General features: G+C 65.4%; 17 protein-coding genes and 1 pseudogene. 6 read left to right on the top strand and 12 right to left on the bottom strand.

Going from position 1 to position 24242, the window contains the following annotated elements:
- Positions 1-161 precede the first annotated feature (161 nt).
- Positions 162-1321: pseudogene (locus tag NFR41_RS05715) on the top strand (IS256 family transposase).
- 1026 nt (positions 1322-2347) lie between these two features.
- Here NFR41_RS05715 and NFR41_RS05710 read toward each other — a convergent pair.
- Both NFR41_RS05710 and NFR41_RS05705 read right to left on the bottom strand, forming a co-directional pair.
- Positions 2348-2770 (bottom strand): hypothetical protein, encoded by a 423-nt coding sequence (locus NFR41_RS05710; protein ID WP_251231061.1) that lies wholly within the window; start codon positions 2768-2770, stop codon positions 2348-2350.
- 20 nt (positions 2771-2790) lie between these two features.
- The gene (locus NFR41_RS05705; protein WP_251231060.1) at positions 2791-3150 is read right to left on the bottom strand and encodes a hypothetical protein; all 360 of its coding nucleotides are present in this window, start codon (positions 3148-3150) and stop codon (positions 2791-2793) included.
- 664 nt (positions 3151-3814) lie between these two features.
- Here NFR41_RS05705 and NFR41_RS05700 point away from each other — a divergent pair.
- Entirely contained in the window at positions 3815-4726 is a 912-nt protein-coding gene (locus tag NFR41_RS05700; protein WP_251231059.1) for an alpha/beta fold hydrolase, read from the top strand.
- Positions 4727-4750: 24 nt separating this feature from the next.
- Here the strand turns inward: NFR41_RS05700 and NFR41_RS05695 are convergent, their stop codons facing one another.
- Positions 4751-6241, bottom strand: a complete 1491-nt coding sequence (locus tag NFR41_RS05695) for a helix-turn-helix transcriptional regulator (protein WP_251231058.1) — start codon at positions 6239-6241, stop codon at positions 4751-4753.
- 272 nt (positions 6242-6513) lie between these two features.
- Here NFR41_RS05695 and NFR41_RS05690 point away from each other — a divergent pair, with 272 nt between their 5' ends.
- Together NFR41_RS05690 and NFR41_RS05685 are read left to right on the top strand one after the other, a co-directional pair.
- A complete protein-coding gene (locus NFR41_RS05690) occupies positions 6514-8265 on the top strand; it encodes an FAD-dependent oxidoreductase (protein WP_251231057.1) in 1752 nt (583 codons plus the stop codon).
- A 289-nt stretch (positions 8266-8554) separates the two neighbouring features.
- Positions 8555-10255 (top strand): SulP family inorganic anion transporter, encoded by a 1701-nt coding sequence (locus tag NFR41_RS05685; RefSeq protein ID WP_251231056.1) that lies wholly within the window; start codon positions 8555-8557, stop codon positions 10253-10255.
- 31 nt (positions 10256-10286) lie between these two features.
- Here NFR41_RS05685 and NFR41_RS05680 read toward each other — a convergent pair whose 3' ends face one another.
- The 8 genes from NFR41_RS05680 to NFR41_RS05645 form a co-directional block, all read right to left on the bottom strand.
- Positions 10287-11135 (bottom strand): DUF4118 domain-containing protein, encoded by an 849-nt coding sequence (locus NFR41_RS05680; RefSeq protein ID WP_251231055.1) that lies wholly within the window; start codon positions 11133-11135, stop codon positions 10287-10289.
- On the bottom strand, positions 11125-12663 hold the full coding sequence (locus NFR41_RS05675) for a TrkH family potassium uptake protein (protein ID WP_251231087.1): 1539 nt from the start codon (positions 12661-12663) through the stop codon (positions 11125-11127). Before NFR41_RS05675 ends, NFR41_RS05680 begins: the two co-directional genes overlap by 11 nt.
- Positions 12663-13181 carry an NAD-binding protein gene (locus tag NFR41_RS05670; protein ID WP_251231054.1) on the bottom strand — a complete coding sequence of 173 codons (519 nt, stop codon included), beginning with the start codon at positions 13179-13181 and terminating at the stop codon, positions 12663-12665. The genes NFR41_RS05675 and NFR41_RS05670 overlap by 1 nt, the downstream gene beginning before the upstream one ends.
- Positions 13178-13612 carry a potassium channel family protein gene (locus tag NFR41_RS05665; protein ID WP_251231053.1) on the bottom strand — a complete coding sequence of 145 codons (435 nt, stop codon included), beginning with the start codon at positions 13610-13612 and terminating at the stop codon, positions 13178-13180. Before NFR41_RS05665 ends, NFR41_RS05670 begins: the two co-directional genes overlap by 4 nt.
- A gap of 100 nt (positions 13613-13712) precedes the next feature.
- A complete protein-coding gene (locus NFR41_RS05660; RefSeq protein WP_251231052.1) occupies positions 13713-15155 on the bottom strand; it encodes an ATP-binding cassette domain-containing protein in 1443 nt (480 codons plus the stop codon).
- 30 nt (positions 15156-15185) lie between these two features.
- Positions 15186-16217 (bottom strand): ABC transporter substrate-binding protein, encoded by a 1032-nt coding sequence (locus NFR41_RS05655; protein ID WP_251231051.1) that lies wholly within the window; start codon positions 16215-16217, stop codon positions 15186-15188.
- Between the two features lie 36 nt (positions 16218-16253).
- On the bottom strand, positions 16254-18032 hold the full coding sequence (locus NFR41_RS05650; RefSeq protein ID WP_251231050.1) for a [FeFe] hydrogenase, group A: 1779 nt from the start codon (positions 18030-18032) through the stop codon (positions 16254-16256).
- On the bottom strand, positions 18026-19858 hold the full coding sequence (locus NFR41_RS05645) for an NAD(P)-binding protein (RefSeq protein ID WP_251231049.1): 1833 nt from the start codon (positions 19856-19858) through the stop codon (positions 18026-18028). Before NFR41_RS05645 ends, NFR41_RS05650 begins: the two co-directional genes overlap by 7 nt.
- A 287-nt stretch (positions 19859-20145) precedes the next feature.
- Here NFR41_RS05645 and NFR41_RS05640 point away from each other — a divergent pair, with 287 nt between their 5' ends.
- Entirely contained in the window at positions 20146-21156 is a 1011-nt protein-coding gene (locus NFR41_RS05640; protein ID WP_251231048.1) for an alpha/beta hydrolase, read from the top strand.
- Complete coding sequence (locus tag NFR41_RS05635; protein WP_251231047.1) at positions 21129-22913, top strand: DUF6320 domain-containing protein; 1785 nt, start codon at positions 21129-21131, stop codon at positions 22911-22913. Before NFR41_RS05640 ends, NFR41_RS05635 begins: the two co-directional genes overlap by 28 nt.
- Here the strand turns inward: NFR41_RS05635 and NFR41_RS05630 are convergent.
- A complete protein-coding gene (locus NFR41_RS05630) occupies positions 22910-24235 on the bottom strand; it encodes an MFS transporter (RefSeq protein WP_251231046.1) in 1326 nt (441 codons plus the stop codon). The two genes, NFR41_RS05635 and NFR41_RS05630, sit on opposite strands and share 4 nt — an antisense overlap.
- Positions 24236-24242: the final 7 nt, after the last annotated feature.

The following is a 24242-nucleotide window of genomic DNA, read 5'->3' as shown; positions in this document are numbered from 1 at the left end:
ATCATACCGAGCAGCGCCCACGTAGGAGCCAGAACTCGCTTCTGGGTAACGTACAATCTCTTGCGCACTTTGACAGCAGCATAGTCAAGATACCAAAGGACATGGCATCCGCCGTTGGTATGACTGAGTTGTCTAGATTCGATCAACCAGGAGGCAGAACCATGTTTGGTCCCATCGTAACATTCGACGAGGCCGCCATGCGCGGCGAGCTCAAAGAGCTCGTGCACTAGACGGTGGAGGGCACCTTGAACGCCCTTCCCGAGGAAGAGGCAGACGACCTGATCGGCGCCGACCGCTACGAGCGAACGGCGGACCGCGAGGCGTACCGCGCCGGCCACTACGAGCGGGGGCTCACCACGACTTCCTGCCAGGTGACGCTCAAGATGTCTAAGCTCAAGGGAATGCGGTTCGCAACCGCCATCATCGAGCGGTACAGGCGCCGCGAGACCCCCGCCGAGGAGGCCATGATCGAGATGTACCTGTCGGGGGTCTCGACCAGGAGGACAGAGGACGTGGGCGAGGTCCTGTGGGGGTCATCTGTGTCCGCCGCCACCGTCTCCAATCTGAACGACCGCGCCCTCGAGGCCGTCGAAGAGTGAAGGAGCAGGCCGCTGACCTGCGATTACCCCTACGTGTTCGTCGACAGGATCTACCTCAAGCGCGCCTGAGGCGCATCCTTCGAGAACGTGGCCGTGATGATAGCCATCGGCGTGGACGACGACGGCTACCGCTAGGTCATCGGCGCCGCCGAGGGCTTCACGGAGTCGGCCGAGTGCTGGCGGGAGTTCCTCTCCTGGCTCAAGGGTCGCGGGCTCTCGGGCGTGAGGATGTTCGCCGGTGACAAGGCCGCAGCCATGACCGGCGCCGTCGCCGAAGCATTCCCGGAAGCCGCCTACCAGCGCTGCACGGTGCACTTCTACCGCAACGCGCTGGCCAAGGTGCCTGAGTCCAAAAGAGCCGGCGTGGTGGCGATGCTCAAGGCGATCCACGCGCAGGAATCCCTTGACGCCAGCCTGGAGAAGGCCGGCTCGGTAGCTGATTCGCTGGACGGGATGAGGCTCGTGGCTGCAGCTAAGTGCGTGCGCGACGGCGTGGCCGAGACGCTGACCTACACCAGGTTCCCCATGCGGCACTGGTGACGCATCCACACCAAGAATGCCATAGAGTGCCTGAACCGCGAGATCCACCGTCGCACGCGCGTGGTGGGCACGTTCCCGACGGCAAGAGCGCGATGATGCTGGTCGCCGCCAGGCTGAAGTACGTGACGGACAGCGATTGGGGGTCGAGGAGGTATCTGGACGTGTCGCTGCTGGACGAGTGATCATGCCGACGGCAAGCTGGCGGCTGCCTCAATTCGCGCATGAAATTTGACAGTACCGGCATCATCATCAAGTTCGTCACATGCATCAATTATCAAGGTGAAGCCATCTGGATATGCTGCGATAAGAGAGTTCCAGTTTATGCGCTAAGCTTGATTATTCCTTCTTAATTAAAAGCGACCAAGAAGGGCATATGCTTTGCTTTAAGCTTTTGCGTGAGCTCGTATAGGAAGCAAGTTTCCCTATGCCTCCTTCACCGTATATCAGAAGACCTTTACGAGCTTCTGCGTCGTCGATTAGGGAATATTTCAAGTTCTCGAGACGATAGCTGATATATCCACTAGTCGATGATATTAAAGCATCGAAGTCTTCTTCGAATTTTTGATAATTCAGATCTCTGTTTTCGCTCGAAATGAGCTTATTGGCAAGGCGAATCGCTTCCTCTTCCGTCTCCTGATCTTCCTTTGCAACGTTGCGGGGGTATATCCGTGGGATACCTTCGCATAGCAACGGAAGCAGTGAAGTATCCCCTCATTCATAATAGCGCCCCGTCCTCCTGACAGGGTGGACACGCTTTCATGCCATCATCCCCGTCCCCCTGGCAGGGTGCCCCTGGCAGGGTGAAGGCCGCATAATAGAGCATGGAGATTCCGAATAGGAGTTTCTTCCAAGCGGCGGGACGTTTTCCCCGGCTGGGGGGGGTAACTGCGCAAGGCGAGCATCTTCTTAGATGAATCAGGCAGCGATGACATAAGGGGCAGGTACTACCTGCTCACGCTGGTCGCGCACGACCAAGACAGTGACATTCTCCCGGATATCGTATTATGTGAGTAGTCCCTTCAAGTCAAAGGACTGCCGAACATCCCGTTCCACGTATCCCCTCTTTTAAACGGACATGGCAAATACGAGGACATGGATCTTAACTAAATCCAAGACTGCCTGGGGTAACGCTAAATGCCATTTCGAGATGGCAATTCAAGGCCGCCCTCAATATAATTGCGCGGATTCTGACGACCTTCTATTGGTGCTTAGTAATAGGTTAAGCCGTCCGCGCCACTGTTTTCGTTCTCCGCCTTTTCCGCTGCCATTCTAGCAAGGTCCTCAAGCGTATATTCTTCCCCTACTCGAGACTTCCAGTCCTCGTTATTTCCGGTATCGCGAATCGTCATATATATGACACCGTTCTTTTTTCCAGAGAGTCTTTTGATGAGCCCCGTGGTGGTGAGCGCGGTATTGTTGAATCCCGTGACATCGGGTACCGGCGAACTTATGACCCCGTCGCATTGTTCGCATTTGAATAAATACAGATTGCCCTCTAGCTTCATTTGCATCTTCATATCGATGCTCCAATGAGGATGGTTTGTTCCGCACATAGGACATGCCTTCAAATGTCCGTCAATAAAAGCTTGCGGAATGCTCCCTGCAAATCCTTCCATTCTTTTGAATGCCATAAAGCCCTCCTAAAAACTCATCAAAGTCTAACCGACGCTGAAATCGCAAAGTACAGAAGTGCACCGACCACAATCGTAAAAATAGTAATAGCAAGATAATTTGCGCCGAAACTCTTCGCATCCTGAATGCTCTTTTGTACGCCAACGGACGAAGATTTGACTGTTGGGAATCCGTTCTTGATTTCAACGTCTGCTGTGAAATCATTTCTTATCATCGCGCCGTAACTGTTTTGAGAGTCTACAAAGCCTTCGATGCGGTACCCCCTCTGGTCATCTCCGACGATGGATATCATCTCGATCGGAAATTGTGCCGAGGCGGGGCTTTTGAGCTGGGAACATATTGCAGGCTTAACAACCTGCATGATCTCTTCGTTCGTCATTGTTACACAACGCTCCTTTCCTATAACCCGCACGTTGGATAACGCTAATCAAATACTAATGCTCTATGCTCACCAGAAAACATCTTCAATTCTAACTATTATCGGTCATAAATCGAGAAGAATGTTGCGCAATATTCCAGATGAATCTCCATGCAGGACTCTTCTTATGCAGTTGAGAGCGCTCTCATCGACGAAATCGTCAATCCTGCTTAGCAGAAAACACGGGTACGGGGGTGCGAGGGAAATCCTGAGGATTGGGAGGACTATATATCCCCTCCGGAGGAGAGGGGGGCGTGCACTCGACGCTTACGACTGCGTCGGGTCGGTCACCGTCGCCGGCAGGCCGCCCGACTAACCTACCAGGAAGCGCCCGAGGCGGTGGGATTTAACTAAAGCAGAGTAGTCGCAGACGGCTTACTCGTGATGGACGATATCCTTTTTTCGGGAATCTTCCCAGTTCAGAGCAACGATGTCAATTTGACACCGTTGATTTCGAACGCTTATCCACTGTTGTGAAAATCGGCGTTTGTGGCTTACCCATGATGTCGACTCATGCTGCTTGAGGGTCATCGATGCGGACCCGCTCGCGATAGCTTGAAGCGCCACAAAACTCCTGATAAACTGAAGCCCAAGAGGTCAGCTTACGTTGCAAAGGGGGCGGCATATGGAAATCGCATCCTCGAACGCGAGCAAGCACACGCAAGGGCTGCCGGATGCAAAGGACAGCCTCCTCAAAAACGAACAGGATACGTCCCCCACCCTGCTCGCTGAGCGCACCTACGAGACGCCGCTTGGCGCAATCCGTTACTGGGTCAGCCAGACCGCAGACCCCTCCCTGCCCTGGCTCGTATTCCTGCCGGGGCTCACGGCGGACCATCGGCTCTTCGACAAGCAGGTTGAGCACTTCGCCGGCCGTGCGAACGTGCTTACCTGGGACGCCCCCTCGCACGGGCGCTCGCGGCCCTTCGCGCTGACCTGGACCATGGACGATTTGGCCCGCTACCTGCATGGGATACTCGCCCAGGAAGGCGCCGGCCGTCTCGTGCTCGTGGGACAGTCCATGGGCGGCTACACGGCCCAGGCGTTCATGGACCTCTTCCCCGGCCAGGCCCGCGGCTTCGTCTCCGTCGACTCGTGCCCCCTGCAGCGCAGCTACTACACGGGCTGGGAGCTCGCCGCCCTTCGGCACGTCAAGCTCATGTTCCTCTCGTTCCCCTGGAAGAGCCTGGTGAGCTTGGGGGCCAACAACAACTCCACCACGGAGTACGGGCAAGCCCTCATGGGCGAGATGATGCAGGACTACACCAAGCGCGAGTACTGCGAACTCGCCGCACACGGATACCGCGTGCTGGCCGACGCCGTCGCCGCGGACCGTCCCTGCCGCATCGACTGCCCGTTTGTCATACTTTGCGGCCAGGAGGACCACGCCGGCTCGGCCAAACGTTACAACCGCGCATGGGAGAAGAACACGGGAAACCCGGTCCGTTGGATTCCGAACGCTGGCCACAACTCCAACTGCGACAACCCCGAGGCCGTGAACGCCGCCATCGACCAGCTCCTAGAGGGCCTCGCCTAGAAAACCTGCCCCGCGCCCGCCTCCCTACCCCTCCGCCCGCTCGTCCTTAGCTGCGTCGGCGGCCATGGCGGCCTGGGTTTGGTCGACCAGGTTGATGAGTTCCTGACGCGAGTGGACGTCCAGCTTCGCGTAGAGGTGCTTGATGTGGGTCTTTACGGTCTGGTAGGACAGCACGTACTTCTCGGCGACGAACTTGCCGTCGCGTCCCTTGGCCAACAAGACGAGTATCTCGGTCTCGCGCGGAGTGAGCCCGCACCGCTTGCCCAGGATGCGGCAGGCATCATCGATGCGGCTGCCGATTCCCTCGATCTCAGGCGAGGTGACCAGCCTCACCTCGTTCACGGCGTCGGTGAAGCTGAACCGCCGGAAGCACACCCAAAGCACGGCCACGAAGCCGAAGAGCATGACGCTGGCAATGATGCTCGCAATCTGGGGATCGCTTGCGATCAGCCGGTTCGTCGCATGGCCGACGATGGCCCCCACGTCGGTTCCCAGGCTGCTCGCCGCACGCACGAACCCCACGACGGGCAGCAGCATGAAGAGGTTGCGCCGCCCGACGAAGGCGAGCAAGATCCATAGAAGCAGATGAAAGCAATCCCTTCCGGCGCCCAGCAAAGCATTGGCGAACCCGCCGGCGGAAACAAGCTCGTAGGGGGCGACGAGGTATCCGGCCACCACGAGCAGAACGGAGAGGGTGAACAGCAAGTCCTCGCTCTTGCGCGGACTGGCCGCCAGCAGCCCGACGAACACGACGGCCACGATGGCATCGCCTGCAAGGTTGACCACGGGAGCGTCGTTTTGCTGGTTGAAGGCGATGGCGTAACCGGATGCCACGGCCATGAGGAACATGCAGAGCACAAGGGGCGCGAAGGGGGCGAACCCCTTGAGGTCGCGCATGGCGATGCCCCCGCCCCGGCGGATGCAGGCAAGCGAAGGATCAGCGATACCCTGCACCAGCGCCAAGGGCACGAGCGTGCAAGCCACCAGAATCGCGCAGGCCACCGCAACGGAGCAGCCAGCGGGGATGAGAAGGCCCGCGGCACCGGAGAGCACAGCGCCCCCGGCGGTGACCAGCAGCACGCCGCGACCCGTGGGAAGGGTGCTGAGAGCCACAGTGAACATACCGGTGACCCATGCCGAGCTGACAGAGCGGCACAAAAGCCCGGCGAGCAGAAGAGGCGGATTGCGCAAGGAGACGCCGGCAGCCATGCACAGAGCCCCCGCAACAACCGCCACGGCAACCGCCGCCGTGACCGCCCGCCCGTCGAGCAGCGAGGGACGCCGCAGGGCGACCACGGCCAGAAGGACGAACGCAAGAGCATTGGCACAGGTGGCGATTTCTCGCCCTACAGCGAAGAACGACGCCATGCTGGCGTAGATCGTCCCATTGATAACGCCGCCCGACGCCATGAGCAGCACCAGGGCGACCAAGCAGCGCAGGGCGACCAAGGCAGGCGCTACAGCAGGACCGGGACCGGCCGGCTCGACGCCGTCGGATGAAGTAGGTGTGGCCATGAGGCTCCTCTCTTCTCATAGGGCATTCTACCGCCATCTCCAACGCAAATCATTCGCGAAACCCCAGAATGCCCCACGGTGGGGTATGGGTTTTTCAGCTCAAATGCCCCTCGGTGGGGGGCGACGGGCGATCCGTCGCGCTGGCAGAATGCCTTCCGCAAGCCGAACCGTGGGCATCGCGACTTGCAGCGACCGCGCCGATGCGCTCGCACCGACGGAAACGATGCCTTGAAACCAGCGCCCGGAAACGGGCCGCAACGAGGAGGGAAACGATGAAGAACAGCACTTCCGGCATCTCGCGCCGCGGGTTTCTGACCGGGGCCGCCGCCGCGGGGGCCATCGCCACGCTGGGGCTGGCCGGATGCGCCCCCAAGGCGCAGACCGACGCCGTGGCCGAGCCCGACGCCCCCGCAGCCGGCGCCGCAGCCGCTCCCGCAGCGACGCCGGCCAACGACTGGCTGGGCACCGCGCCGGAGATCTCCGACGACCAGATCGCAAGCACCCGCGACTGCGAGGTGCTCATCGTGGGCGCAGGCATGTCCGGCATCATGGCCGCCGCCACCGCAGCCGACCTGGGCGTGGACTTCATCCTGGCTGAGAAGGGAACCGAGCCTGCGGCCAGCCACTTCGACGTGGGCGCGGTGAACTCCCGCTTCACCAGCGAGCTCACGGGCCAGACCATCGACAAGGGCCGCATCCTGAACGAGCTCAACCGCTACGCCTCCTTCAAGAACGACGCCTCCGTGGCCAAGACCTGGGTCGAGGAGAGCGGTCCCACGGTAGAGTGGCTCCAGGCGTTCTACGAGGATAAGCTGGGTGCCTGCGAGGTGACCGTCGCTGTGGAGAACGGCGGCGAGGGCGATGCGGGCGGCACCATCTACTACATGCCTCCCGAGTGCCACACGTTCCTGAACGGCGAAGGCCGCAACATCGCCCACGTGGAAGCCATGACCGAGATTCTGGGCCAAATGGGCCACGAGGTGGACTACGGCTACGACCTGGTCAAGCTTATCCGTCAGGACGGCGGGCGCGTGGAAGGCGCCATCTTCGACACCGCCGATGGCTACGTGCGCGTGAACGCCAGCAAGGGCGTAGTCCTGGCTACGGGCGGCTACCCGGCCAACGCCGACATGGTGCGCGCCCTGAACCCCATCGTCCCGGCCTGCGTGACCAGCACCAACTACAACCAGAACAACACCGGCATGGGCATTAAGGCCGCACTGTGGGCCGGCGCCGACATGGACAAGACCCCGGCAGCTATGATCTTCGACCGCGGCATCGTGGAGCCGGGCGTGGACGCGGGCTACACCAGCGACGGCCCCGACGCGATGTTCGCCACCGGCGGGCAGTTCAACCTGGGCAGCCAGCCGTTCCTGAAGGTGAGCCGCAACGGCGTGCGCATCGCCAACGAGAGCTGCAACTACGACTCCATCTGCCATGCGGCCAGCAACCATCCCGGCGGCGTGTGGGCGCTCATCATGGACGCCAACGCCCCCGAGGACGTGCAGCGCTTCAAGAGCCAGGGCTGCTCGGCCGGCACCTGGAAGCGCACGCTGAAGGACAAGACCGTCGACGAGGCCTACACCGAGAAGTACATCGACACGGGGCTCATGATGAAGGCCGACACCCTTGAGGAGCTGGCCGACAAGCTGGGCTTCGAGGGGAAGGCCAAGGAGCAGTTCCTGGCCACCATCGAGCGCTACAACGAGCTCTACGACGCCGGCGAGGACGTGGACATGGGCAAGGAGGCCTACCGCCTGTCCGCCATCCGCACCGCTCCCTTCTACGGCGCCTGGTTCGGCGGCGCGCTGCTGACCACCCTTGACGGCCTGCGTATCAACAAAGACACCCAGGTGCTCGACGCCGACGCCAACCCCATCGAGGGCCTGTGCGCCGTGGGAACCTGCTCCGGCAGCTACTACTCGGGCAACTACCCGGTGTACCTGGTGGGCAACTGCCTGGGCCGCCAGATAACCTTCGGCCGCCATGCCGTCCGCTTCCTGACCGGCGACATCCAGGCCTAGCCCAGGATAGCCGCCTTCTCTCCCTCCCTGGAAAAGCCCGCCCCGAGCGGGCTTTTCCCGTTGCGCAGCGCAGACCGGCGGCGCACCACCTGCCGCGCTGTGCCACCCCGCCCGCAAGCCCGGCCCGCACCGCCGCAGGAGCCGCGCGCGACCGCTCCCCTAGACGTTTCGCCGTCTCGCGCCACCCCGCCGACCAACAGCGGTAGAATCCGCCTTCGCGTCTGCCGCAGGCCCCATCCGTGCAAGCCTGCGAGGACGCCCCGTACAAGACGACCGGAGAGCCCACACCATGCAGCAGCGCGACAAGATCAAGCCGATCCTCTTCAGCATCATCAAGCATTCCAGCCCCCAGGAGCTCAAGGAGCAGATCCCGAAGGACATCGTGGCGGGCGTCGTGGTGGCTGTAGTGGCGCTGCCGCTGTCCATCGCTTTGGGCATCGCGTCGGGTGTCTCCCCCGAGCAGGGCCTCTACACCGCCATCATCGCCGGCTTCCTCATCGCGTTTCTGGGCGGCAGCCGCGTGCAGATATCCGGTCCTACCGCCGCCTTCGCCACCATCGTAGCCGGCATCGTGGCCACCGACGGCATGGAAGGACTGGTGGCCGCCACCATCATCGCCGGCATCATCCTCATCCTAATGGGCCTGTTCAAAATGGGCGCCGTCATCCGCTACGTCCCCTACACCATCACCACCGGCTTCACCGCGGGCATCGCCGTCACGCTCACCATCGGGCAGCTGAAGGACCTGCTGGGCCTTACCTACCCCGCCGGCACTGCCACCGTGGAGACCACCGAGAAGCTGACCGCCCTGGCCGCCAACATCTCCACCGTGAACATGCAGGCCTGCCTCGTGGGCGCCATCTGCCTGGTCGTGCTGTTCCTCTTCCCCCGCCTAAGCAGCCGCATCCCCAGCTCGCCCGTGGCGCTGTTCGTCGGCATCGGCCTGGTTCACGGCCTTGGGCTGGACGTGTGCACCATCGGGGATCTGTACGTCATCAACGCCGGCCTCCCCGAATTCCAGCTGCCCCAGCTCGACATCGGGCTGTTCCGCAACCAGTTCGCCAACGGGGTCACCATAGCCATCCTGGCCGCCATCGAGTCGCTGCTGTCCTGCGTGGTGGCCGACTCCATGATCAGCTCCCACCACCGCGCCAACACCGAGCTGTGCGCCCAGGGCATCGGTAACATCGCCTCGGTCCTGTTCGGGGGCATCCCGGCCACCGGCGCCATCGCGCGCACCGCCGCCAACGTAAAGGCCGGCGGGCGAACGCCCATCTCGGGCATGGTGCACGCGCTGGTGCTGGCGCTGGTGCTGGTGTTCCTCATGCCCTACGCGGCGCTCATCCCCATGCCCACCATCGCCGCCATCCTGCTCTACGTGGCCTACGGTATGTCCGGCTGGCGAAACTTCGTGCACCTGTGCCAGACCGCGTCGAAGGGCGCCGTGGCAACGCTGCTGCTCACCTTCGCGCTGACTATCGTCTTCGATTTGGTGGTGGCCATCGGCGTAGGCATGCTCATCACGGTGGTGCTGTTCATGAAGATGGTGAGCGAGGAGACCGAGGTCAAGGGCTGGAAGTACTACTGCGACGAGAACTCCGAGGTGACGCATCTGCGAGAGCTTCCGAAGAGCGTACGCGTCTACGAGATCAACGGGCCCATGTTCTTCGGCATGACCGAGCGCATCGCAGACATCTCGGTGAAGGAGTTCACAAAGTACCTGATCATCCGCATGCGCGGCGTGCCCTCCCTGGACGCCACGGGTATGAACGCGCTGGAGAACCTCTACGAGTACTGCAAGGCCCACGGCGTGAGCCTGATCTTCTCCCACGTGAACGAGCAGCCCCTGAAGACCATGAGACGCGCCGGGTTCGTGGAGCTCGTAGGCGAGGAGCACTTCTGCAGCTGCATCGACGAGGCCATCGCTCACGCCCGCTTGCTGCTCGGCGAGGAGCCCGCGAAGCGAGAAGCCGAGAAGCCCAAGTCCTAGAAGGCGCGCGAAGGACGCCCTCCCCCCTGCGCTACCGGACGGAAGCGCGCGCGGCTGCATCCCCCGCGCCATCGGGCGCATCCCCTGCGCCGCCGACGGCAGCATCCTCCCCCGCTTCCGCCCGGTTTCGCTCCACGGCCAGCTGGGTCTGGGCCAGCACGAACGTGACAAGGGACAGGTCCGCCTGGTCGAGGTCGGCCTGGGAGCAGTCGATGGCCGCCACGCCCAGGATGCGGCCCCTTATGCCGAAGGGCAGGTACTTCTCGCGGCATCCCCGATACCCAAGCTCGCCGCAGCCGGTGGCGCAGTGCTGCTCGTAGCACTCCAACGCCGCCTGGCCCTGCTCGAGCGCCGGACGGCCCAGCGTGAGCGCCACAGGACATCCCAGCGTCGCCGTCAGATAGCCCTCGGCTGCCGCGACGGCCTCCTCGGCGCTGGCGCTGTCGATCAGCTCGGCCCCGAATCGGTTGAGCCTGCGCAGCGCCGCCGTGGTGCGCTCGGCCGCAGCCACCTGCCGGCGCATGCGGTGGGTGACGACCCCCATGATGAACGCCACCACCAGGAATATGGCCAGCGCCACCATGTCGTTTCGCCCGAGCACCTTCAACTGGTAGATCGGCGCCGTGAACAGGAAGTCGTAGGACAGCAGGTACCCCAGCCCCAGAAGCGCCCCCCACAGCCCCGAATCGGACTCCAGGCTGGCGATAAGGATGCCCAGCACGAACACGGGAAACACCACGAGCGGGCTGATGTCCATGAGGGAGAACCCCCACACGGCCGCCATGCCGGCGCCGTAGAGCAGTGCGACGATGCCCAGGTTGCGCCCTATGCGCCTGAGCCTTGCCTGTCGGGAACCCTGCACAAGCATCCTACCTTCCATGACGAACCCCTCCTACCGCAAACGAGAGCAACGCAGAGGCGCCCACGAACATGGGGATGATCTCCAAACGCCCCAACAGCATGCCCAAGGCCCCTATGATCAGCGGTGCCGGGCCCGACGCGGAGTTTAGAAAGCCCGTTCCCACGCCGGCATTCCCCAGACAGGAGGCGAAGTCGAAGGCAGCCTCCTGAAGCGTGGCCCCGCACAGGATGAACAGGAACGTGCCCGCCGCGAACACGAGCAGGTAGAGCGCCACGAACGTCTGCGCCTCGGACACCTCGGCATCGGTGAGCACCGACCTCTTGCCGAAGCGGTTGATCTTGATGCTGGTGATGCGATTGCTGCCGTACTGGCGCCGAAGCGACTGGCTAAGCCCCAGGGAGGCCACCGCCACGCGGTAGACCTTGATGCCGCCCGACGTGGAGCGCGCCTCGGCACCGCAAAACATCAGCAGCATGAACACGAACAGAAGCGCCGGGCCCAGGTCGACGAAGGAGGGGATGGTCTGGAACCCCGTAGACGTGAGCACGGACACCACCTGGAACACCCCGTCGCGAAACGCCTGGCCCGCATCGGCGCTGACGCCCTGGACCAGGAAGAAGGTCGACACCGCCACGGTGGCCATGGCTATGATGCCGAAGTACAGCGGGGTCTCTATGTGGGTGAGAAACGCTTTGAACTTGCGCTCCAACAGCAGGAACAGCAGAAGGAAGTTCATGCCGCCGGCTATCATGAGCACGATGGTTATGAACTCTATGAGCGGGCTCTGCCAGAAGGCGAGGCTTTCGGGGTGGGTGGCGAAGCCGGCCGTGGACACCGCGCACATGGAGATGTTGATCGCGTCGAAAGGAGTCATGCCGGCGGCGACGTAGGCCGCAGCGCCCGCGGCTATGATACCCGTGTAGATGAGCAGGATCAGCCGGGCGGTCTTCGCGGTGCTCGGCAGCAGATGGTCGGTGTGCCCCTCGGCGTTGTACACCCCAAGACCCCCCGTCTGCGTGACAACGCAGGTGAGGATGAGCACCAGCCCCACGCCGCCCAGATAGCAGGTGAGGCTGCGGTGAAACAGGAAGATGTCGGGGCACGAGCCCACGTCGACCACGCTCAAACCCGTGGTGGTAAGCCCGCTTGCCGCCTCGAAGAACGCCTGGTCGGGGGTGAGCAGGCCCCCCATCACGAAGGGAGCGCCGTAGACAACGGTAGCCAGCAGCCACACCAGGAAGGTGCACACGGCCGCCTGCCGCCTGGACAGGCGAAACCCGCGGACCGCCTTCTCCGTGGCGAAACGCAGCAGGTAGCCCAAGGCCATGGCGCACAGGCCGGGGAAGATGAAGCACGGGGCGAAGGACACCTCGTCGGGGCGAATCCACAGCACTGCCAGGGGCACGAAGGCCGCCATGCCGATGAACATGGTGGCGGTGCCGACGTAGCGGGCCACCGGGGAGAACGAGCCCGACCCGCGGCCGGGAAAGACGTCGAAGATTCCCGGGGAGAGCAGCTCGGCCGCAGCGCGGGATGCGCCGGACATCACGCCCGCCCCTTCCTCAGCAGATGCCATGAGCCCCGCAACGAGCCGGTCGAGCCGGCGTCGGCAAGGCTCCGCTCGAACGCAGCGCCCTCGCCCGCCCCGGGGACGCTCTCGCGGGCTTCGGCCATGGCGTCGCGGATGGCCTGGGCAAGCGCGGCCGTGCCGCTGATGGCCGCAGTCACCCCCAGGCGCCGAAACGCCCTCACGTTCTCGGGGTTCGCCACGATGCACAGCTGGTAGCGGATGCCCAGGAAGCGCTTCGCCACCTGGCAGATGGCAAGGTTGTCGGCGTCGCAGGCCGTAAGGGCCACCACCACGTCGAACCCGGACACGCCGGCATCCTCCAGCACGACCCGCTTCGTGCCGTCGCCCCAGACCACGTCCTCGTCATGGCGGCTGGACAGGTACTCGCAGAAGGCCCGGTCGTTGTTCACCGCCACGATCTTGTCCGCCACATCGGCAAGCGCCCCCATCAGGTAGTCGGCCCGGGAGCGCCCTCCCACGATAACCACCTTCATCGCAGGCCCCCCGTCCCCCGCGCAAGCCTGGACAGGCGGAAAAACTCCTCCTCGCAGATGCGATGGGGGCACAGAGGCTCGATGCCTCGGTCCTCCAAGATCTCCACAAGGGACTCGTCGTCCACCACCGGCAGCACGTGGCGCACGCCGAACACCTCGCTTGCGAGCTCGGCTATCAGAAGGTTGGTGGCGTCATGGCCCGTGGCGGCCACCAGATGCGTCGCGCGCTCAACCCCGCACTCCTGCAGAAGCAGCGCGCTGCTGCCGTCGCCGGTGACGGTTTCGCCGTCGAAGTCGTCACCCAGCTGATCGAAGGCCTCCTCGCACATATCCACCGCGATCACCTCGTTGCCGCCTGAGGACAGCGACCGGGCCACGGCGGACCCGAAGGCGCCGCACCCCACCACTATGACTCGGACGTTTCGTCCCATGACCTGCGTCTCCTTCAAACTTGTTCCACGTCAGGGAGAAGCCTAGTGGTTTCCTGCGGGTTGGGTTGAAAAGGATACGGGACTGTTGCCTATGGGTGACCTATCCGCAAAGCGTTACACGGCCCGCACACGACCGCGTCAACGCGCCGTCCAAGGTCGCCACCGAAGCGTCCAGCCGCTCGGCGTCGGCGGCATGGTGCGTGGCGACAAGCAGGACCCTGCCGCCCTGATGGGCCAGGATGAAGGCGCACGCCCGCTCGTTGGCCTGCTCGTCGAGCCCCGCGAAGGGCTCGTCCATCACCAGCGCACAGCCGGGGCCGTACACCGCACGGGCGATCTGGACCAACCGGCGCGTGCCGCCCGAAAGCTCGCATGCCGGCCGATGGAGCGCACCGCCGGGAAGCAAGCAGGACAGCTCCTCCGCAAGCCGCTTTGGCGGCACCGATTCGCCGCAGACCAGCTGCACGTTCTCGAAAGAGGTCAGCGTTTCCACCAGCGTGTCGCGCTGGGCCACGACGCCCAACAGCGCCGGGGCGCTCACATTGCCACTCTGCGGCCTCCCCATGCCCGCAAGCAGCGAGACGAGCGTGGTCTTGCCCGCGCCGGTGGGCGCCATGAGGCACAGCCGCTCACCGGGGCCGACCGTCAGCCTAACATCGCTCAGCACCGGCGCATCCCCGTAGCCGAACGTCGCGCGATCGACCTCCAGGGACGCTGGGGGCTGCCCGCCCGCCGCAACGCGACGCCGTGCCAGGCGCACCGCCCACCGCGGGCTTGCGCCCGTAAGCCCAAGCAGCCAAAGCAGCGCCTTCTCGCTCGCCCACCCCAAGGCCATGACCACGACGGTCCACATGAGCAGCGACGGCATGTCCAGGGTAAGCTTCGAGGCGTACACTGCAGCCCCCACCGACCCCAGGGGCACGCAGAGCAGCTCCGCCGTGATGCCCGCCTTCCAGGAAAGCCCCACGGCGGTTTTGGCCGCGGCGCGGAAGAAGGGCAACATAGCCGGCCACGTGCAGCTGAGAAAAACGCGCAGCCGGCCCGCTCCCGCACGGCGAAGCACCTGTTCGGCAAGGAGGGGGCGGGCAGCGCAGCCGTCCAGGGCAGCAACGTAGAAGGGAGGCAGCGCCACGAAGGCCACGATGGCCGCAAGGGCCCCGGCCGACCCCGACATCACCAGCACGACGACCACGACGCAGCCCACCGGGGCGCTCTTCATCACCAGCAAGGGCGGGGCCAGGAAGGTGCCCAGCAGGCGGAAGCGGGCGGAAGCCAGGCCAAGGACGGTCCCGGCCGCCGCGCTTGCGGCCATCGTGGACAGGATGCGGACGCTCGTCCGGCCCACGGCCCGCCAGAAATCGCCCGCAAGGGCGGTTTCGGCGAAAGCCCGCAGCACCTCGCCAGGCCCCGCCAGCAGCAGCGAGTTTCCCACGACCGCGGCCGCCGCAGCCCACAGCGCCACCCAGGCAAGGGCCGACAGGGCAAAAGCCGCCTTCGAGCCCTCGCCCGCCCTCTGATTGTCCTTGTGAGTTGCACGCCTCATCGCCCTGAATCGCCCGCCTCGGCCTGACGGCTACTGCGCGGCGTAGTAGAAGCTGGCGTCGGGAAGGACGCCGTCCACCGCTTCGGGACTCTGCCGGTAGAGGCTTTCCAGGTAGCCCGAAAGCGCCTGGCGCATGGGCTCGCCCACCAGACACACGATGTTGCAGCGCGGGATGGCCTTCTCGGCCAACGTCTCGCTGTCGATGATCCCCAGCTCGGCCACGGTGGCGGCGATGGAGGCGGGGTCGGCGTTGGCTGCCGCCGCCGACTCGCCGTGGCGGGCCAGGAACGTATTGATCGCGTCGCGGTGATCCTGTACGGTTGAGGTCTTCGCCACGGTCACGCCGGTGACCAAGTCCCCCCGCTCGCCGCCGGTAAGCTCGGCCCACTGCTTGGTGAGGTCGAGCACTTCCCTCACGTCGGGATTCTGGACCGTGACGGCCGTCGCATAGGGCTGCGGCAGGATGCCCACGGCGTCGTCGTGCTGGGCCACCTGCGCCGCCACCTCGGCCGGCTCGGCGCAGAACTGCACCGTCACGTCGCCGGCGCCCATGCCCGCCGCCTCCAGCAGGGCGAGGAAGGTGTACTCGGGCACGGTGCCCTTGCCCGTCATGTACACGGTGCGGCCGCGCAGGTCCCCCACCGAGGCCACGGAGCCGTCCAGCGACACGCCGTAGAGCACGCCCAGGGTGTTGACGTCGATGGCCTGCACCTGGCCTTCCGTGCGCTGGAACAGCAGGGCGGCCACGTTGGCGGGCACGAGCGCGATGTCCAGCTCGTCTTGGAGCAGCAGCGCCGTCAGCTCGTCGGCGGCGGCAACCACGGTGAACTGCCCTTGGCCCTGCTGCATCATGGATGCCAGGCCCACGGAGGTGGGGCCTTTCATGGACCCGATGCGCAGCTCGTCGGCCTGCGCTGCGGCGTCGGCATCGGCCTCGGAGGCGCTGCCCGCCCCGTCCATCTCGGCTGGCCGCTGCAAGCCGGCAGAACCCGCAGAACAGCCGCACAGCCCCAGCGCCGCCAGCAGCATCGCGGCCAGCAAGGCCCTCGTCAATCTCTTCATCGCGCTCTCTTCCTCGCTCTTCGGATGCGCCCGCGCCTAGTCGGCGACGTGCACGGTGTGCAGCAGATGATGCGCCAGCTCCGAGCACGGCTCGCCGAAGTACTCGCTGTAGAGCGCCTGAACCTGGGGGTTCTCATGGGAGTAGCGAAGCGGCAGCTTGGTCTTGTCCAGCTTGCGCAAGGTCTGCCCGCGCTCCAATCCGCGCTCGCTTTCCGTGCCGTCGATGGGCTGTCCGCCGCCGCCCGCGCAGCCGTTCGGGCACGCCATGACCTCGACGAAGTCGTACTCCGCCTTGCCGGCGCGCACGGCGTCCAGCAGAGCCTCGGCGTTGGAGAGGCCGTGGGCCACGGCGCAGCACACCGACGACTCCCCCATGGTAAACGTCGCCTCCACCCAGCCGCCGTGGGGCGATGCGGCGAACTCGAAGCCGTCGGGGGGCGGTAGCTGGCCGGTGGCCACGAAGTAGGCGGTGCGCAGGGCCGCTTCCATGACGCCGCCGGTGGTGCCGAAGATCACGCCGGCGCCGGTGTAGGCTCCCAGGGGGTTGTCCAGCGGCTGCGGCTCCAGGGCCCCCACGTCGATACCCGACGAGCGCACCCAGCGGACGAGCTCGCGCGTGGTAAGCGAGCCGTCCATGTCCGGGATGCCGGGGTTCGACTCCATGGGCAGCTTCACCTCGTGCTTCTTCGCCGTGCAGGGCATGAGCGCCACGGAGTAGATCTTCGCCGGGTCCAGGTTCTGCTTCCGGGCGAACCAGGTCTTGATCACCGCGCCCAGCATCATCATGGGGCTCTTCGCCGACGACAGGTGCGCCAAGGCGTCGGGATGGCGGTCCTTGGCGCGGCGCACCCAGGCGGGGCAGCAGCTGGTGAACAAGGGCCAGGTGATGCCGTTCTCGTCGGGCTCGCCGGCCCCCAAGCCGTGCAGAAGCTCGGTGCCCTCCTCCATGATGGTCAGGTCGGCCGCGAAGGAGGTGTCGAACACGTAGTCAACCCCCAGCTGCTTCAGGGCGGCCACCATGACCTCGACGTCCAGCGCACCGTCGTCGGCTCCCAGCCCCACGCCCCAGGAGGTGCGGGTGGCCGGGGCGATCTGCACCACGGTGGTGATATGCGGGTCGGTGATGGCGGCCTTCAGGAGCTCCACGTCGTCGCGCTCGGTGAGCGCCCCGGTGGGGCAATGGGTAATGCACTGGCCACAGGCCACGCAGCCCGCCTCGCGCATGGACAGGCCGTCGGCCACGCCCACGTTGGAGAAGGCGCCGGTGCCGACGAAGCTCCACACGCCGATGTTCTCCAGCTTATCGCAGGCCGCGATGCAGCGCCCGCACTTCACGCACTTGTTGGTGTCGCGCTGCACGATGGCATCGGCCGGCCATTTCGCCCGTCGCCCCCGCAGAAGCTGCTTGGCGAAGCGGGGCTGGCCCGTCTCCACCACGTTGCCCCACCCGTCACGCTCGGCCACGCCGTACTCCAGAAGCAGCCCCTGCAGCTTGCAGGTGCCGTTTCGGTGGCAGTAGGCGCAGTTGAGGTCGTGCTGGGAGAGCAGCAGGCGCAGCGCCGTGGCGCGCGCTTCGGCGATGGCCTCCGATTCGGTGACCACCTCCATGCCCTCGCGCACCGCGGTGTTGCAGGCGGCGGCCAGGCGCTCCTCGCCCCTCACCTCCACCACGCACACGCGGCAGGCGCCGATGTCGTTGAGGTCGGCGAAGTAGCACAGGGTGGGGATGGCGATGCCGGCCTGGGCGGCCGCCTGCAGGATGGTGCTCCCCTCGGCAACGGCCAGGGCCTTGCCGTCAACGGTCACGTTTACCATGCGGATACCTCCTCGGTGCGCGTTGCGGCGAAGCCGTAATGGTCGCAGCGCAAGCAGCGGCTGGCCTCCTGGGCCGCTTCCTGGGCGGACATGCCGATCTTGGCAAGGTCGAAGGTGCAGGCCGCCTCGGCGAAGGCCACGTCCTTCAGGTTGACGCGACCGCACGCTCCGATGGCCGGGCGGGCCGGCGGGATGTCCACCTCGTCGAACACATCGTGGGCGAAGCCGAGCGCCTCGTCGATGTTGGCCGCCGCCACCTTGCCGGCGGCGATGGCCTTGATGACGGTCGCCGGCCCGCTCACCGCGTCTCCTCCCGCGTACAGCGGCATGGGGGCGTCGGCGACGGAGGCGTCCTCCCGCGCGATGATGCATCCGCGGTCGGTCTTGACTACGTGGGCGAAGGCGGAGCTGTCGATGGCCTGGCCGACGGCCACTACGATCACGTCGCAGGAAATGGTGCGCGCCGAAACGTCGGCCGCATAGGGAGCCGGCCGGTCGCCGCGGCCCATGGCCCCGATGACCTGGGGCTGCACTATAAGTCCGGCCACCTCGCCAGCGGCGTTCAGCTGTATGCCCACCGGCGCCGCCAGCTGGGTGATCTGGCAGCCTTCCGCCTGGGCCTCCTCTATCTCCTCTGCAAGGGCAGTCATGTCGGCGATACGGCGGCGGTAGACGCACTCCACCCATGACGCGCCCAGGCGCTTGGCCGTGCGGACGCAGTCCATGGCCACGTTGCCGCCGCCCACCACGCACACGCGCTTGCCGGCTAAATCCATGGGGCTTCCGCTGCCGGCGCCACGCAGGAACTCCACGGCCGACACCACGCCGGGAGCTTCCTCGCCCTCAAGCCCCAGGCTCTTGTCGCTGTGGGCGCCGATGGCGATGTAGACCGCGTCAAAGCCGCCGGCCAACTCGTCGAAGGAAACGTCCTGCCCAACGATGCAGCCGGTGCGCGCCGAAACCCCGGTGCTCAGGATGAAGTCGATATCGGCGTCGAGCCGCTCTTGGGGAAGCCGGTAGTCGGGAATGCCGTAGCGCACCATGCCGCCCAGCTTCTCGCGCTGGTCGAAGACGGTGACCGCGTGGCCCATCAGCCGCAGGTAGTAGGCAGCGGTAAGGCCCGCAGGTCCGCCGCCCACCACGGCCACGGCCCTGCCCGTGGAGGGCAGGCACGCCGGCGCCGGGCTCCACTGCGCATGGTCGGCCGCGTAGCGCTTCAATCCGCAGATGTTCACGGCGTCGTCCTGGAACGACCGGCGGCAGGTAAGCTCGCAGGGATGCTCGCACACGTAGCCGCACACCGTGGGCAGCGGGTTGTCGTTGCGGATCACGCGCAGGGCGTCGTCGAGGCGCCCCGCCCGAATGCAGGCGATGTAGCCGGGGACGTCCACATGGGCCGGGCAGGTCTGGGTGCAAGGAGCCGCGGGCTTGGCCTTGCAGGAGCAGCGGTCGTGCTCCACATGGCACGCGAAGTCGCCGGCGAAACCGTCGAGGGCGTCCAGCAGCGCCTTGCCGGCCGTGAACCCTATGGCGCAGTCGGAGGCCGCGTACATGGTGCGGGCAACCTGGCCAAGTGCCCGGATATCCTCGGGCGAGCCCTCCCCCCGCAGAATACCGTCCAGAAGCGACGAGGCGGTTGCGAGCCCCGTGCGGCACGGCGTGCACTTCCCGCACGAATCCGACAGGAACAGGCGCACGAGCGAGGCGGTGAAATCCACCGGGCACTGCTCGGGCGGCAGCGAGGTGAGCCGACGGGCCGTGAACTCGGCGATGGCATCCTGCCGAACCCGCGCCGCTTCCGGGGCCTCTACAACAAGGCGGGACATAGGACTTCCTCTCTGGGCGATTCGGAGAAACGCGGCGCTGCGAGCCCATGTCGGACGCGTCGGCGCCAAGGCAAAATCGTGCGAAGAGTATCACGGCCGCGCCTGGGCCACGGCTCCCAATCGGCCAAAGGTGCCTCCGGACATCCGCAGTGCGGAGGTCGAGTGAGAAGGTTCGCCCGCGTTACAGGATGCCGACCGAACCGGATGGCGCCTGCCCGATGGGGTATCATGGCCCGTAGAAGACCGAGGGCCTTGGGACCGACCGTGCCAGGAAAGCGCAGGAACCTATGAACAAGGTAGCATTGGCGGCCGTGAAGGCAATCACGAAGATGCGCGGAGACATAACGGAGGACTACCGGGCCCAACGCGTGGCCGAGGAGGTAAGCGGCCTGCTCACCATCGCGGACCCCCGATGCCGCATCGACGAGGCCGTCGCGACCGCCCGCGACGGCTACGCCATCCCCCTGAAGGTGTTCACGCCGCTCGACATAGGCTTCTCCCTTAAGTCGGGGCTGCACGTAAGCGAGGACCACAAGGGCACGATCCTGCTCTTCCACGGCGGAGGCTGGGCCAACGGCACCGTCGACTTCTACGCCGACACCTGCATGCGCATGGCCGTGAAGCTGCAGCGCCGCGTCGTGGCCGTAGACTACCGTCGCTCGCCGGAACACCGCTTCCCCACGGCCGTGGAGGACTGCTACGCTGCGGCGTGCCAGCTGTTCGCAAAGGAGATCCTGCCCGACGTCGAACCCGAGCACATCGTGCTGTTCGGCGACTCGGCCGGCGGCAACCTAGCCGCGGTGGTGTCGCTGCTGGCCCGGGACCGTGGCGACTTCGCCTGCCGCACCCAAGTGCTGCTCTACCCGCTTACCTACGACGATCACAGCGAGACGTCGATCTTCGAGTCGCTGCGGGAAAACGGCGAGGATTACCTGCTGACCCGCAAGGACGTGGAGGGCTACATCGGCATGTACCTGGCCAAGCCGGCGGACTACGAGAGCCCCTACTTCGCACCGCTTCTGGCACCCGATCTCTCGAACCAGCCACGCACCCTGGTCGTCACCGCGGAGTACTGCCCGCTGCGCGACGAGGGGGAAGCCTACGCCGCCCGGTTGGAAATGGACGGCAACCAGGTGACATGCGTGCGCATGCTCGATGCAGTGCACGGCTACTTCCTCTACCCCACCGTGCTCGGCTTCGTCCGCGACACCTACAAGATCATCGAGGGCTTCCTGAACGACGAGTCCATTCCCGAGGACAAGGACGACGCATGGCTGACGCTGCTTGGTACAGACTAGACAACGTCGGGAAGTTCTACTCCTCCCAAGCAGGCCGCGCGCAGCAGACGGTGTTCCGCTTCTGTGCCGTCATGGTCGATCCCGTAGACCCCAACGCGCTGCAGAGGGCCCTCGACCTTGCCGTCGAGAACCATCCCGGCTTCAACGTGCGGCTGCGCAGCGGCATGTTCTGGCATTACCTGGAATCCGCGCAAAGCACCCCGGCGGTGCAGCCGGAATCGCCTTCCATCTGCGCAGGGCTTCATACGGGAAGCTCCAGCACGCTGTTTCGGGTAACCTTTCTCCAGGACCGCATCAACCTTGAGGTCTCGCACATGATCTCGGACGGCCGCGGCACCTTGGAGTTCTTCCGCGAACTCCTGGGCGCCTACGTCCGGGTGCGCTACGGCGTCGAGGATGCGAGCCCCTCTCCCGCCGTGTCCCGGGAACGGAGAAACGAGGACAGCTTCACCAGGCACTTCGAGCCGGAGAAAGCCGGCAAAAGCCCCAGCAGGAAAGTCTACCATCTGCGAGGATGGCGCGACGAGTCCGACCCTGCGTTCTTCGAGTACCATCTTTCGGCCGGCCAGGTCCACGGTATCGCCAAAGCCATGGGCGTGCGCGTGACGGCCCTGCTCATAGCCGCCGTCATCGTCGCCATCCGCTCGACCATGCCCGAATCCGAGCGCGCCCGCTCCATCCGCATGGACGTCCCCGTCGACCTGCGCGCCCTCTTCGGATCGCAAACCACCCGCAACTTCTTCGGCCTTGCCTTCGTGGACTACGCGCCCGGAAGCGACGACGAGCCGCTCGAGGAGATAGCCCGCCACGTGCAGGCCCAGATGACGAGCGAGACCCAGCCCGACGCACTGAAGCGCCGCATGAACCGAATGGTGAAGATCGAGAAGAACCCGCTCATCCGCATCGCGCCCCTGTTCGTCAAGGACGCCGCTCTCTCGTTCGCCGAGCGTATGGCCGCCCGCGAGGTGACCACCACGATGTCGAGCCTGGGACGCATCGAGCTGGGGGGTGCCACCGACCCTTACGTCCGCGAGGTGAACATCCTCACCTCCACCCGCGGCCTCAACTTCATCGTCTGCACCTTCGACGACGTCCTGAGCATCGGCATATCGAGCGTCTTCGCACGCCACGATGTGGTCGAGGCCCTCCTCGCGACCTTCGAGCAGATGGGGGTGGAGGGACGGCTGAGCATCGTGGGCGACGGGGAGGGCACCGCCGTGCGCCCGAAGAGGCTCGCCAGGCGCGCGCTTGCGGCAGCGGCCCTCGTCGCACTTGCGGCGGTTCTGGCCCTTTGCGTCGGATGCGGCGCCGATCCCCTGGTCACTGCCGTTTCCTGTGCAGCTGTGGTCCTGGGCTGTCTGTTCGCCCGCAACATCGTGGTGCACTCCCCCGACCTGCCCCGCACCTTCGAGCGATCCTACCTGGTGCTCGCGGCCGTGTCCCTCGCCTTCCTTGCCGCCACAGGCAGCCCCTTCGCCGCAACCTACGCGGTCCCGCTCCTGAACATGGTGGCGCTTTTGGTCAACGCGGCGATGGTCGTCCGGTTCCGCAGCGATTTCGTCAAGGCCTACGCCAAGTACCTTCTTTACGACCTGGCGCTCGGACTCGTTCCGCTTGCCGCCCTGGCCACGGGACTGGTCGAGCAGCCAGCCTTCGCCGTCGCAAGCGTCCTCTGCACGCTCCTTCTGCTTCTGCTGATCTGCCTGCTCGCCCGCAAGCAGCTCGGCGGCGAGCTGCGAAAGCTCTTCAGCGCCTAGGCTGCCTCGCCTTCGATGCCCCCGCGAGGCGCGGCAGCGCTGCGTCCGTCCGTCTCGGTAACATCCCCAAGGTCCCGCAGGCTGGGCGTGCAAAGCGCCCACAGCGTGACGGCCAGCCAAGCGACTCCCAGGACCACGCCAGCAACCCCCCGGCCCATCCCCTCGACCACCGCGGATGTCGCGAACACGGCCAAGGGCGCAGCCACCAGCATGAGCGAGTTCTGGGTTCCGAGAGCCGCCCCGCGGTTCTGCGCGGGAATGCGGTCGAACACGAAGAATCCCAGCAGCGCCGAGGCGGGACCGGCGGAAAGCCCGACCAGAATCGCAGCGCCCACGAGCAGGGGGAAGTCCGGAAGCAGCCCCAAGGCGACGATGCCTGCGGCCATGCCTGCAAGCGAGAGCGCGAACCAGGTCCGGCGGCGCAGCCTGTGGGCCAGGGCCGAGTAGGCAAGCGAGCTGACCAGCATCCCGGCAGACATGGCCGACAGCACGAAGCCCAGCAGCTCGGGGGAGCCCAGAGCGGTGAAGTGCACCGGCAGGACGAGCCCCTGAAACGAGCCCATGACCATGACGATGCCGAACGTGAGCATCATAGAGGCGCGCAGCAGGGCATCCCCCTTGAACAGGATGCGCACGCCGTCGGAAAGGGACGCAAGCGCGGCCCGGACCAGATTCGTCCGGCTGCAGCCTGTCTTCCCTTCCCGCCCCTCGGCGATCGCGGGCCCCACGTTGCCCACGGACCGCGGGATCGTAAGCGTGATGGCGGCAGCAGCCAGGGACATCGCGGCCGTGAACCACAGAGCGTTCGGACCGCCGAAAGCACCCAGAAGCAGTGCTGCCAGCGCCGGCCCCACGATGACCGTGAGCGAATCGAGGGACTGGGTAAGCCCCATGAACCGCTGCAGGCTCCTGCCGTCCCGTTCGCATACGGCGGGCAGAAGCGCGTCCCGAGCCGTCATGCCGGGGATGTCGCCCACAGCGCCCACCAAGCCGAGAACCACGAACCAGCCGAAGGACAGACCCCATACCATATCGACCACGGGAAGCATCGCCACGCTCGCCGCTGACAGAACGTCGGAGACCACGGAGACGTCCCTGCGGTTGAAACGGTCTATCAGGGCCCCGCCCGCGAGCCCTATGAGGAATTGGGGCGCGGCGCAGATGAGCGCCAGGGTTCCCGCAGCCAGGGCATCGCCTGTGGTGGCGAGCAGAACCAGCGGCAGAATCACGCCGGCCACGGAGTTTCCCAACAGCGAGAACGCGCACGAGAGCAGATAGCGCGGGCAAACGGCGCGGGCGCGGTTCGAGACATTCGCATTCATAGGGCTT

The organism is Adlercreutzia aquisgranensis, assembly GCF_943193145.1.
Classification (GTDB): Bacteria; Actinomycetota; Coriobacteriia; order Coriobacteriales; family Eggerthellaceae; genus Xiamenia; species Xiamenia aquisgranensis.
This window is presented reverse-complemented; position numbering and strand designations above follow the sequence as displayed.